The organism is Mycobacterium persicum (assembly GCF_002086915.1).
Classification (GTDB): Bacteria; Actinomycetota; Actinomycetes; order Mycobacteriales; family Mycobacteriaceae; genus Mycobacterium; species Mycobacterium persicum.
Window position 1 is genome coordinate 293500 of sequence record NZ_MWQA01000001.1, and the last position, 12212, is coordinate 305711.

General features: G+C 67.1%; 9 protein-coding genes and 1 pseudogene. 5 read left to right on the forward strand and 5 right to left on the reverse strand.

Annotation, left to right across the window (positions count from 1 at the left end):
- Window positions 1-35 precede the first annotated feature (35 nt).
- Entirely contained in the window at window positions 36-206 is a 171-nt protein-coding gene (locus B4U45_RS01400) for a hypothetical protein (RefSeq protein WP_162877386.1), read from the reverse strand.
- 99 nt (window positions 207-305) lie between these two features.
- Here B4U45_RS01400 and hrpA point away from each other — a divergent pair, with 99 nt between their 5' ends.
- Both hrpA and B4U45_RS01410 read left to right on the forward strand, forming a co-directional pair.
- On the forward strand, window positions 306-4268 hold the full coding sequence (hrpA, locus tag B4U45_RS01405; RefSeq protein ID WP_075549859.1) for an ATP-dependent RNA helicase HrpA: 3963 nt from the start codon (window positions 306-308) through the stop codon (window positions 4266-4268).
- A 169-nt stretch (window positions 4269-4437) separates the two neighbouring features.
- The gene (locus B4U45_RS01410) at window positions 4438-5934 is read left to right on the forward strand and encodes an FAD-dependent monooxygenase (RefSeq protein ID WP_258174287.1); all 1497 of its coding nucleotides are present in this window, start codon (window positions 4438-4440) and stop codon (window positions 5932-5934) included.
- Between the two features lie 20 nt (window positions 5935-5954).
- Here B4U45_RS01410 and B4U45_RS01415 read toward each other — a convergent pair whose 3' ends face one another.
- On the reverse strand, window positions 5955-6560 hold the full coding sequence (locus tag B4U45_RS01415) for a Crp/Fnr family transcriptional regulator (RefSeq protein WP_075549854.1): 606 nt from the start codon (window positions 6558-6560) through the stop codon (window positions 5955-5957).
- Window positions 6561-6753: 193 nt separating this feature from the next.
- Between B4U45_RS01415 and B4U45_RS01420 the strand changes: the two genes are divergently transcribed.
- Window positions 6754-8532, forward strand: coding sequence for an adenylate/guanylate cyclase domain-containing protein (locus B4U45_RS01420; protein ID WP_158006392.1), 1779 nt, complete (start codon window positions 6754-6756; stop codon window positions 8530-8532).
- 59 nt (window positions 8533-8591) lie between these two features.
- Here the strand turns inward: B4U45_RS01420 and B4U45_RS01425 are convergent, their stop codons facing one another.
- From B4U45_RS01425 to B4U45_RS01435, 3 genes are all read right to left on the reverse strand, one after another.
- The gene (locus B4U45_RS01425) at window positions 8592-9647 is read right to left on the reverse strand and encodes an LOG family protein (protein WP_099225424.1); all 1056 of its coding nucleotides are present in this window, start codon (window positions 9645-9647) and stop codon (window positions 8592-8594) included.
- A gap of 261 nt (window positions 9648-9908) precedes the next feature.
- A complete protein-coding gene (locus B4U45_RS01430; RefSeq protein ID WP_158006393.1) occupies window positions 9909-10886 on the reverse strand; it encodes an NAD(P)H-hydrate epimerase in 978 nt (325 codons plus the stop codon).
- A 280-nt stretch (window positions 10887-11166) separates the two neighbouring features.
- Window positions 11167-11355: a hypothetical protein gene (locus tag B4U45_RS01435; RefSeq protein ID WP_075549857.1), complete on the reverse strand. Its 189-nt coding sequence runs from the start codon at window positions 11353-11355 to the stop codon at window positions 11167-11169.
- Between the two features lie 390 nt (window positions 11356-11745).
- Here B4U45_RS01435 and B4U45_RS30215 point away from each other — a divergent pair.
- Together B4U45_RS30215 and B4U45_RS30220 are read left to right on the forward strand one after the other, a co-directional pair.
- Window positions 11746-11907 (forward strand): annotated as a pseudogene (locus B4U45_RS30215) (PE family protein); the annotation flags it as partial.
- A gap of 99 nt (window positions 11908-12006) precedes the next feature.
- On the forward strand, window positions 12007-12212 hold a 206-nt coding region (locus B4U45_RS30220; protein ID WP_423734693.1), incomplete at its 3' end, for a PGRS repeat-containing protein.

The window sequence follows — 12212 nt, forward strand, 5'->3', positions numbered from 1 at the left end:
GGCATACAGGCCGGTGCCGATCCGCGGCGCGCCGGCTAGTCCGGCGGCTCATCCTCCAAGCCACCGGCAGCGGCACGTTCCCGGTCGCTGGGTTTGCCCGGAACACCTTCTGCTTCGCGTTCGTCGGCGACCTTCTCATCGAGCCGGTCGACGATGTTCTCCAGCTTCTGGGAGTGGTCCAGCTGCTCGCTATCGAATTCAGTCATGAGCGCTTCCGTTGAGGTCAGATCTTCTGGTTGGCCCGCCGTTGGTGCGAGCCCTCGCCACCCCATACCCTGCCGTGCGCGGTTGGTAACACGCCTATCCTGGCCGGAGTGTCCGAGCCGTCCATCGAAACGTCCGGGGCGACGTTGCGCAGCCGACTCGACGGCCTGACCATCCGCGACGCCGCGTACCTCGGCCGGCGCCTGAGGAATCTGCGCGGCGCCAAGCCCGACAAGCTGCGACAGCTCACCGACCAGATCGCCGCGGCCGAGGCTCTGGTGGCCGCGCGGCAGGCCGCCGTCCCCGCGATCACCTATCCTGACCTGCCGATCAGCGAACGACGGGAGGAGATCGCCGACGCGGTGCGGAAGCATCAGGTCGTGGTCGTCGCCGGCGAAACCGGTTCGGGAAAGACCACCCAGCTGCCTAAGATCTGTCTCGAGCTCGGCCGCGGCCTCCGCGGCACCATCGGACACACCCAGCCGCGACGGCTGGCAGCGCGCACCGTCGCGCAACGCATCGCCGATGAGTTGCACACTGCGCTTGGTGACGTGGTCGGCTACGCCGTCCGGTTCACCGACCAGGTCAGTGACCGCACCCTGGTCAAGCTGATGACCGACGGCATCCTGCTCGCCGAGATTCAGCGTGACCGCCGCCTGCTGCGCTACGACACCCTGATCCTCGATGAGGCCCACGAGCGCAGCCTCAACATCGACTTCCTGCTCGGTTACCTGCGCGAGCTGCTGCCGCGCCGCCCCGACTTGAAGGTGATCGTCACGTCGGCGACGATCGAGCCGCAGCGCTTCGCGGCGCATTTCGGTGGAGCCGACGGCGGGCTCAGCGTCCCGATCGTCGAGGTGTCCGGACGCAGCTACCCGGTGGAAATCCGCTACCGGCCATTGGAAGTCGCCGTTTCACCCGGCACCGACGATGATCCCGACGATCCCGACCACGAAATCGTGCGCACCGAGACCCGCGACGAAATCGAGGCGATCATCGACGCGATCGGTGAACTCGAGGCCGAACCGCCCGGCGATGTCCTGGTGTTCTTGTCCGGTGAACGCGAAATCCGCGACACCGCAGAGGCCTTGACAGGCTTGAGAAATACCGAAGTATTGCCGCTGTATGCCCGGCTGCCCACCGCCGAACAACAGAAGGTGTTCGCGCCGCATACCGGACGCCGCGTGGTGCTGGCGACCAACGTGGCCGAGACGTCACTGACGGTGCCGGGTATCCGCTACGTCGTCGACCCCGGCAACGCACGCATTTCGCGCTACAGCCGCCGGCTGAAGGTGCAGCGGTTGCCCATCGAACCGATCTCGCAAGCGTCGGCCGCACAACGGGCCGGGCGATGCGGCCGACTCGCCCCCGGCGTGTGCATCCGCCTCTACTCCGAGCGCGACTTCGCGGCTCGCCCGCGCTACACCGATCCGGAGATACTGCGGACAAATCTGGCCGCGGTGCTGCTGCAGATGGCGGCGTTGCAGCTCGGTGCCCCACCCGGCTATGTCGAGAACTTCCCGTTCCTCGACCCGCCCGATCGGCGCAGCATCCGCGATGGTGTGCAACTGCTGCAGGAGCTCGGCGCGTTCGACCGCGACGGCGCGATCACCGACCTGGGCCGCCGCCTGGCGCGGCTGCCGGTCGACCCGAGGCTGGGCCGGATGATTCTGCAGGCCCAGACCGAGGGATGCGTGCCGCAGGTGCTGGTGCTGGCTGCGGCCCTGACCATCCCCGACCCACGCGAGCGCCCGGCCGACCGCGAGGAGGCGGCCCGCCAGCGGCATGCCCGCTTCGCCGACGAGAACTCCGACTTCATGTCCTACCTCAACCTCTGGAATTATCTGCGTGAGCAGCGTAGAGAATTGTCGGGCAACGCTTTTCGGCGGTTGTGTCGCGACGAATTCCTGCACTATCTGCGTATCCGGGAGTGGCAGGACCTGGTCGGGCAGCTGCGCAGCATCGCCCGCGACCTGGGCCTGGCCGCCTCCGGGGTCGAGTACGACGACGTTGACCCGGCCCGCATCCACGCGGCGCTGCTCGCCGGGTTGCTGTCGCATGTGGGGATGCGCCGGGAGGACGCGCGCGAGTATCTGGGCGCGCGCAATTCCCGGTTCGTCCTCGCGCCCGGCTCGGTGCTCACCAAGCGGCCACCGCGCTGGGTCGTGGTGGCAGAGCTGGTCGAGACGAGCCGCCTGTACGGGCGGACCGCCGCGCGTATCCAACCGGAAGCGGTGGAGCGGGTCGCCGGCGACCTGGTGCAGCGCACCTACAGCGAACCGCACTGGGATGCCGGCCGCGGTGAGGTGCTGGCCTACGAGCGGGTGACGCTGTACGGGCTGCCGCTGGTGGCCCGCCGCCGCGTCGGATATGCCCGCGTCGAGCCGCAGGTGGCGCGGGAATTGTTCATCCGGCACGCGCTGGTGGAGGGCGACTGGCAGACCCGCCATCGTTTCCTGGGCGACAATGCACGGTTGCGGGCCGAACTCGGGGACCTCGAGGAGCGGGCCCGTCGCCGCGATCTGCTCGTCGGTGACGAGGACGTCTACGCGCTCTACGACACGCGCATTCCCGCCGACGTGGTCTCGGCGCGCCACTTCGACGCGTGGTGGAAGAAGCAGCGACACCAGACACCGGATCTGCTCACGTTCAGTCGTGACGACCTACTGCGCGCCGAGGATACCGCCGCCGCCGATCGGCCGGACCTGTGGCGGACCGGCGATGTCGCGTTGTCGCTGACCTACCGCTTCGAGCCGGGCGCCGCCGACGACGGTGTCACGGTGCACGTCCCGATTGACGTGCTGACGCGTTTGGGTGGCGACGAGTTCGCCTGGCAGGTACCGGCATTGCGGGAGGAACTGGTTACCGCGCTCATCCGTTCGCTTCCGAAAGAGTTGCGCCGCAACTTCGTTCCCGCTCCCGATACCGCCCGCGCCGTGCTGGCCGGGATCGATCCGGAACGGGAGCCGCTGCTGACGGCGTTGCAGCGCGAATTGCGCCGTCGCTCCGGGGTTTTGGTGCCCATCGACGCCTTCGTCCTGGAGAAGCTGCCGCCCCATCTGCGAGTGACGTTCGCCGTCGAGTCCCGAAACGGCACCGAGGTCGCCCGCGGCAAGGATCTGGGTGCGCTGCAGGAGCGGCTGGCGACACCGGCCCGCGAGGCTGTTGCGCATGCGGTCGCGGGGGAGGTGCAACGAACCGGGTTGCGCACCTGGCCCGACGATCTGCCCGAGGTGCCGCGGGTCGTGGAGCGCACGGTCGACGGGCGCACCGTGCGGGGTTTTCCGGCGTTCGTCGACGCGGGCGGCGCGGTTGACCTACGTGTGTTCGCCACGTCGGTCGAGCAGGAACGCGCAATGGGTCCGGGCATCCGGCGGCTGTTACGATTGAGCGTCACCGCATCTCTCAAAGCCGTTGACCGCCAACTGGATCCACGGACGCGCCTGACGCTCGGCGCGAACCCGGACGGCTCCGTGCCCGCGTTGCTCGACGACTGCGCCGACGCTGCGGTGGACGCGCTGGCGCCCGCGCCGGTGTGGACACGTGCGGAGTTCGCTTCGCTGCGCGATCGGGTAGCGCAAGATCTCGTGCCGATGACCGTCGACATCGTGGGCCGAGTCGAAAAGGCGTTGTCCGTCGCGCAGCAAGTGCAGCTGTTACTGCGCGCCGAACCGCCTGCGGCACAGACCGATGCGATCACCGACATCCGCACCCAGCTGGACCGGCTGTTGCCGCCCGGGTTGGTCACCGCGACCGGACGCGCGCGTCTCGCCGACCTCACCCGCTACCTGACCGCCATCCGCCGGCGCCTGGAGAGGCTGCCGTACGCGATCGAGGCCGACCGTGAGCGGATGCGGCGGGTGCACGCCGTGCAAGACGCTTATCACGAACTGCTGCAGGGGCTGCCCGCGGCACGGGCGGCGGCCGCGGACGTCCGGGACATCGCGCGCCTGATCGAGGAGCTGCGAGTCAGCCTGTGGGCCCAGCAACTCGGCACGCCGCGGGCGGTCAGCGAGCAGCGAATCTATCGCGCCATCGACGCCGTGTGGTCTCAGCGGTCCTGATGGAGAAGCGGCTGTAGTTCCCACTCTCACGATATACGGCACCTGGGGGCTTGCGGCAAGACCCCGGTCATGCCGCAAAATCATTGGCCGGGGCGAAAACTCACGGAATTTGGGGGCGAAATTGCGGGTGCGGTCGGGGGCATGCGAGTCGAGCCGAGAGGCCTCTGCGGTGGCCGACCATGCGGTGCTGGTGGCCGGGGCGGGACCGACCGGGCTGATGTTGGCCGCCGAATTGGCGTTGGCAGGAGCCGACGTTGCCGTTATCGAGCGGCGCGCCGACCAGCAGCTCATCGGCTCGCGCGCGGGCGGTCTGCATTCCCGTACCCTCGAGGTCCTCGATCAGCGTGGAATTGCTGAGCGGTTCCTCGCACAGGGGCAGCTGGCCCAAGTCGCTGGATTTTCGCAAATGCGTCTGGATATCAGCGACTTCCCGACTCGGCACCCGTATGGGCTGGCGTTGTGGCAGAACCAGATCGAGCACATCTTGGCCGGCTGGGTCGACGAGCTGGGGGTGCCGATCTATCGCCGGCGTGAGGTGACCGGCATTGTCCAAGACCTGAGCGGCGCCGATGTCAGGCTGGCCGACGGCCGGTTGCTGCGGGCGCAATATCTGGTCGGCTGCGACGGCGGACGCAGTGTGGTTCGCAAGGCAGCCGGCATCGACTTTCCGGGATGGGATCCGACAACCAGTTACCTGATCGCCGAGGTCGAAATGACCTTCGGGAAAGGCGAGGAGCCGGAGTGGGGCATCCGCCACGACGCGCTCGGTGTCCATGCGCTGAGCAGCAGCGACGATGGGGCGTCGGTGCGCGTCATGGTGACCGAGCAAAACCTTCAACGTACTGGCGAACCCACGTTGCGCGATCTGCGCGAGGCACTCGTCGCGGTATACCGAACGGATTACGGGATCCGCAGGGCCGCATGGATTTCCAGGTTCACCGATATGGCGCGCCAAGCCGCGGCCTACCGCAACGGACGGGTGCTGCTGGCCGGTGACGCCGCACATGTGCATCACCCGGTTGGCGGTCAGGGCCTCAACACCGGTGTGCAGGACGCGGTGAACCTGGGATGGAAGCTGGGTCAGGTGGTTAACCAGATATCACCCGACGGTCTCCTGGACACCTACCATGCCGAACGTCACCCGGTTGCTGCCCGTGTGCTGCGCAACGTCATGGCGCAAGGTGCCCTTCTTCGCCGCCTGGATGACCGCACCAAGGCTCTGCGCGACACCGTTGCCGAACTCCTCGGCATGGACGAGCCCCGCAAGCGATTCGCCGCGATGATGTCGGGCCTGGACATCCGTTACGAGATTGGTGACGGGCATCCGCTGCTGGGTCGCCGCATGCCCGATCTGGACGTAGTCACGTTGGACGGCCCAATCCGGGTGTTCACCCTGTTGCATCGTGCCCGTCCCGTGCTACTCAATTTTTCTGAGCCCGGCGCCTTCGAAATCACCGGGTGGGCGGACCGAGTCCAGCTGATCCACGCGAAATACGCTGGCAAATGGGAGCTTCCGGTGCTCGGCGCGGTCACACCGCCAGCCGCGGTATTGATCCGCCCCGACGGGCATATCGCCTGGGTGGCGGGCCTCGCCGATCAGGAGCTGCGCGCGGCCCTGACCGCCTGGTTCGGGCAACCGCGTGCTGTGAACGCCTCGACAGGGTAGCAGCGGCCGGACTGATTTCCTCAGGATTGCGCGGTGCCGTTTCGTTCGATCCACTGCGACAGCGCATCCTCCAGCGCGGCCGCGACGGTCACACCGGCGCTGCTGGCGGCCTGCTCGAACCGGTCGACCAGATCCGCTGGCACCGAGGCGTTTACCTTGGCACGTGTCGGCTTTGGCGTAGCCGGCTGGACAGCGACCGTCGGCGCATGTCGCGCCACCGTTGCGTCCATGGTTTCACGCAGCGCGGGAATCACGTCCAGCAATCTGGCGAGATCATCACGCTCGATACGCAGCACCTCGGCCGGACCGGTCGTCGTTACCGTCGCAGAGCGCAGTTTCCCACGGCGAAGCACAGATTCGCCGATCACCTCACCCGGGCCCAACACGGCAATGGGATCCCGGCCCACGTATACCCGCGCCTCCCCGCTGAGCAGGATGTAGCAGGCGTCCGCCGGAGTCTGCTCATGAATCATCGGCCAGGGCTTGGACGTCGAGGTGTGATGGGCTACTCGGGCGAGCAGCTCCAGCTCGGCATCCGAGAAGTTGTCGAATGCGGTGAACTTGCGTAGCCGATGGGCGTAATCGCCGTCACGGGCGTCTGCTCCAGATCCCGCATCCGACTTCATAGTGCGCTCCTGACGTGCGATGTGATCCGGCATCGGGGAGCCTACGCCCTGTTTCCGGTGGATTCCCGGGCCGGCACCCCGGGCGATTCACGCCTGACGCGTCGCGCCACCTCGCATCCCGCCCGCCACCGGTCTAGAGTTCCGGTCGATGCGTCGTACGTGGACCTGGACATTCGACCTGCCACCGGATGAGTTGTGGCCGCTGCTGGCCGATACCAACCGGTTCAACGAAGCGCTCGGATTGCCGCCCTACACGCTCGAAGAGACCCCACTTGCCAACGGTACGGTCCGGCGCCGCGGGCAAGCCAGGGTGGCGGGCTTCTTGCTGGAATGGGAGGAGAAGCCGTACGAGTGGATCTCGGGTCGGCACTTCCGCCAATCACGCGTGTTCACCAAGGGGCCGTTTCGTCGCTTCGGCCCGGTCTTCGATATCGAGCCAGACGGTAACGGGGGCTCGCGTGTCAGCTATGCACTCGAATGGGAGCCCCTGAGTTTGGTCGGCCGTCTCTTCGGCGCGCGGCTTGCGGCCCAGGCGGGCGAAGCGGTGGGAAAACGCGTCCTGGAGGCAGTCGACTTTGCTCACGGCGATCATGCGCCCAACCGCGTGACACCGTTCGTGTTGCCGGAGCCCACACTGCCCGCCGGTGCCCCCGAGCGGGCTGCGGCGATGGCGGGTGAAATAGACCGCAGCCCTTACGGTAACGGGCTGGGCGCGCGGCTCGCCGACCTTGTCCTGCACGGCATGGCGACCGACCTGACCCGGCTCCGGCCCAAGGCGCTGGCGAACGCTCTCGGCGTGCCTGCGCGCGTTGCGACCGAGGCGTGTCTTGCCGGGGTGAAGGTTGGCTTGCTCGGCATGAAGTGGGATTTGCTGTGCCCCAACTGCCGCGGCACCAAGGTCAGCGTCGCCACCCTGTCCGAGCTGCCCCACGGTGCGCACTGCCCGTCGTGCAACATCGACTACGATCGCGACTTCGAGCGCAACGTCGAGCTGACGTTCGCGCCGGCGCCCACGGTGCGCCCATTGCCCGGCGGCCGCTTCTGTTTGTCGGGGCCGATGGAGACGCAACATGTCGCCGTACAGGTTCTGCTGGCTGCGGGGGAGCGGCGCGACGTGACCGTCGACCTGCCTCCGGGCGCGTATCGGTTACGCACGCTGCATCCCAACGGTTTCGTCGACATCGATTACCAGTCCGGCGCGTTTCCCGGTCTGCGCATCACCGGGTCGGGCGTCGAGATCCTGGACGCCGCGGATCGGGAGAACGCGCCGGGTAGTGTGACGTTTGTCAATGACGCCGGCTTCGAGCTGGCAGCCTTGATTGAGGACCGGACGTGGGCGCGCGAGACGTTAACCGCGCCAGAAGTGATCTCGCTGCAGGCTTTTCGCGATCTGTTCGCCGAGGCGACGCTGCGCCCGGGCGACGACGCGGGGGTCAGCCAGGTCGCGTTGCTGTTCACAGACCTGCGGGGCTCGACGGCCCTCTACGAACGGGTCGGCGACGCCACTGCCTACAACCTGGTGCGCGAGCACTTCACGCTGCTGGCCGCGATCGTGCGGGAGCATGACGGTGCGGTGGTCAAGACGATCGGTGACGCGGTCATGGCCTCATTCACCGATCCGGCGCGAGCGGTCCGCGCGGCGCTCGCCATGCAAGCGGCGATCTCCGCGTCGGCACATGCAGGCGGCGGCCTGGTGCTGAAGGTGGGCGTGCATGCCGGTCCCAGCGTCGTCGTGACGCTGAACGATCGCCTCGACTACTTCGGCTCAACGGTGAACATGGCCGCACGCCTGCAGGGCCAGAGCGCCGGCGGCGACATCGTGTTGTCGCACGCCGTCGCCGACGATCCGGCGGTACGGGAAATTGTGGCCGACGTGCCCCAGCGGCACGAGACGGTGATGCTCAAGGGCTTCGCCGCGCCCGTCGGCTTTGTGCGTCTGCTGACCTCGCAAGAATCGAATCAGCCTGTCTAACAGGACCTTCCGGCCCATTACGACCAGGACTGCCCCGCAATATCGGGCTCCGAACTCGCTCAGGTCACTGGCCGGGTGGCCTTCATCAGGGGTCCGAACCCGACGGCTTGCATGCGCTCCATCATCTTCGTCGGCGACGGGCGTTGCTGCAGCAGCGCGTCGACCGCCTCGTCCGGGGTATCGACGATGCGCACCAGTTGGTCAAAGTCCTCCGGTGTCAGCTTCTTGCCGCCAACGAACAGGGCCTGCAAAACCGGCAGCACGGGCAGCTTCTCGGTCCAGAACTCCCGGCCGAGGAAGATCATCGGGGAGAACGCCACCGCATTTCTCGGGTAGTAGTTCTGCGCGGCGTTTTGAAACACTTCCTGCAGTGTGCCCGCCGCGCCGCGGGTGTAGATGATCCCGTTGGCCGCCAGGGACAGCAGGATGTCTTCGCGAATGCTGTTCTGGAAGTACTTGGCGACGTCGGTAGCCAGCGGCGACAATGGTTCGTTGCCGTAGTACCAAGTGGGAACCGCGATGCTGCGTCCCCCGGTGCCGGCGAATGTTTGGGCTATCTCGTATGCGGGCGCGGCCCAATCGTGCAACTGGCGCACGATCTCGGTATCGATCTCGCCGGTGCAGGAGACCACTGTCGCACTGTCGGGCAGCGTCGGCTGGTTCTGCAAGTGTTTCAATGCGTCGGTCACATCTTGGTCCGACGCGTTGGCGAGCATTGCGCCCAAATGGGTGGCCTCCATGGCGCCGGGCCCGCCACCGCTTGCCACCAGGCAGCCGCACTGGGTCAATGTCCGCGCGATCCGTGCCACATTCGCGTAGTTCGGGGTCACGCGCGTCTCGTCGTGGCCGCCCATGATGGCCACCGTGGGCGACTTGACGCTGTGGAAAAACACCGTGAGGGCGCGCATGATCGAGTGGTCATGCAGCGCCTGCATCATCCCGGCGTAGGGATCGGTGGGACATGCGCCGCCGTTGGCGGTGAAGTAGCGATACGAGCGGAAGTCCAATGTCTCGGCGAAGCTGAGTGGGCGGTGCGGCTCGAAACCACTCATCAGCTCCAGTGACGTGTACAACGAGTTGCGGAGCGGCTGAAACGGAACTTCGAGGTTCGGCATCGGAACTCAGCACTTTCATCTGGTCATTGGTCGGCTGAACACGCGGACTCCGGTAGACCACATCGCTTCACCAGAGCAACCGCACCGTTCATGAAATCTTTTGAAGAACAAACTAAAACGAATGCGGCCGGTTTGCCGGTAATCTTCGCGCCGACCAATATCGACCGCCGCTGGGATATGCAGACGTCGGCCCCGCTGATCTGGCCGCGTCGGACATATGAATCAGCAAGCGGTGCAGAATGTTTCGTGGTGGCTGCGGCGTCAGAGCACCCGCAGGATCGGCGAGGAGGAAAAGTCGGGTGGTTGCGGACCGAGCGCGGCGGTGACCGACCGGGGCACCGAGATATCGGCGAGGTAGAGGGCACCGACCTGCGGTGCGTTGCGCATACCGATCTTGGGCAGCGCCAATGTCAGTGTTGCATCGGCGCTGACGACATCTCCGGGCGCCTCTCCCGATGTGACGTCAAGTCCGCTAGGCGTGTCCAGCGCGACCACCGAACGGGCGGACGTCATCGCGGCGATCAGTTCGGCGGCGCGCCCCCGTGGTGCGCCCCGCAGCGAGTAGCCGATCAGCGCGTCCACGGTGAGGTCGGCATCGACGACGGTGTCGCTGGTGGCCACCTTCATGCGCCGCAGAATGTCGAACTGGTGTGCCGGCACCGGGCTCAGCTGGTCTGCCGGACCGCCCAGCGTCACCACGACGTCGACGCCTGCATTGGCGAGATGCCGGGCCGCCACCAGACCGCCGCCCCCATTGCCGCCGGAACCCGCGACCACGGCGACCCGGTCGGGCGCGGCCATGGCGAGCACCAAACGGGCCAGCCGGTGACCGGCGTTCTCCATCATCTGAATCAGGTCGATACGCAAGTCCTGCATCATCACGCGGTCCACCTCGACCATCTGCACCCTGGTCAGCCAACCGATGTCGTCGGCAACCACGGTGGGAAACACCTCGCCGGACGGCCCACTCACGTCGAGCCCGGCCAGTAGGTGACCCGCGTATCGCGCTGGCCAGTCTTCGGCGTCGCCGTAGCGCCGCTCGGCGGATTGGAGCAGCCCGACCAGCTGGCTCCGGGACGGCAACCGCCCGGCGCGGTCCCACAGCCGCGACTGCAGGTAACCGCTGTACCACAGGGCCCACTCAGGGTCGGCACCGTCGGTGTCGGCGTAAGCCTGATGGTGTCGTTCGCCGGTCTCCACCAGCAGGTCTGCCAGTTCTGCCACGGTGATCGAGATCATGTCGTTGCGCCCATCATGTTGTGGTTCGGCGTTGGGACACCGAAGCATTGGTCGCTTGGGAACCTGACCGCCCTCGGCGGGTTCGGACCCGAAGTGGCATCGCTCGTGCGCTTGCCGGCTCGTCCGGGATTTGCGCGGACCGGGTCCGCAGTCGGCGGCCGCTCAACCGGCTCAGCCTCGATTGTGGCGACCAATCGTCACTCCTGGTTTGGTGCATTCGGGTTTCACTGCGGCCGGCATCACGCTACTCCGGGGAGTCCAACGCTGACATGGGTTTACCTCAGCGCGTGGCCATAGCGTCGGCAACGCGCACATGCTGGCGCCCGGCGGCATTCGGGTTCGACGACGGATTCACACGACCCAGGGCCGACCCGGGCTTCTCGGTCAGGCCGGCGCGAAATCCGGTGCCGGGCCCGTCGCGGCCATCGCGGACGACAATGATTGGCGGACCGGCGATTTCGCTGTCCAAGGTCGCCGAGTGCGCCGGTATGTCGATACCAGCGTCCGACGCCCCGGTGGTGCCTCGGCCCGGCAGGCATTCATCGACCGGCCGAGAGGGGTTCCGCCATCCCGAGCATTAGCTGTGGGCCCGCTGAAAGCTGCCTGAAAGACCGATCGTGGGGCTGAAACAAAATTACGCTCGCCTTAAGCAGAAAGGTCGGTGATCTGCTCTGCCCGCAGCAGGCGGCAGGTTGCTGATGTCGAATCCAATTGCACCACCGCAATTACCGCAGCGCGCAGCCGCCCATATGGCCGCTGCACCACTGAGTCGTCGAGTTCGGCGGGTGAGGAGATGGCAATGTCGTTTGTGATCGCTGCGCCGGAGATGATGGCTGCCGCGGCCGCGGATTTGGCCACGATGGGGTCGGCGGTGAGCGCTGCGAACGCGGCGGTAGCGGGGCCGACGGCGGCGGTACTGGCCGCGGGTGCCGACGAAGTGTCCGCGGCCATCGCGGCATTGTTCAGTTCGCACGGTCAGGACTACCAAGCGCTCAGTGCCAAGATGGCCGTGCTGCATGACCAGTTCGTGCAAGCATTGACGGGGGCAGCGGGCTCCTACGCCGGCGCCGAGGCCGCCAACGTCTCGCCTCTGCAAGCGGTGGAGCAGGACCTGCTCAATGTGATCAACGCGCCGACCCTGGCCGTGCTGGGTCGCCCACTCATCGGCAACGGCGCCAACGGGGCCCCGGGCACCGGGGCCAACGGCGCGCCCGGCGGCCTGCTGTACGGCAACGGCGGAGCCGGCGGGTCGGGGGCGCCCAACCACAACGGCGGCAACGGCGGGGCAGCCGGGTTGATCGGCAACGGCGGCGCCGGCGGGGTCGG

What these genes read in the sequence shown, in the direction of transcription:
- B4U45_RS01400 (WP_162877386.1), bottom strand. Translation starts at nt 206, where the DNA reads ATGACTGAATTCGATAGCGAGCAGCTGGACCACTCCCAGAAGCTGGAG.
- B4U45_RS01415 (WP_075549854.1), bottom strand. Translation starts at nt 6,560, where the DNA reads ATGAAGTCGGATGCGGGATCTGGAGCAGACGCCCGTGACGGCGATTAC.
- B4U45_RS01425 (WP_099225424.1), bottom strand. Translation starts at nt 9,647, where the DNA reads ATGCCGAACCTCGAAGTTCCGTTTCAGCCGCTCCGCAACTCGTTGTAC.
- B4U45_RS01430 (WP_158006393.1), bottom strand. Translation starts at nt 10,886, where the DNA reads ATGATCTCGATCACCGTGGCAGAACTGGCAGACCTGCTGGTGGAGACC.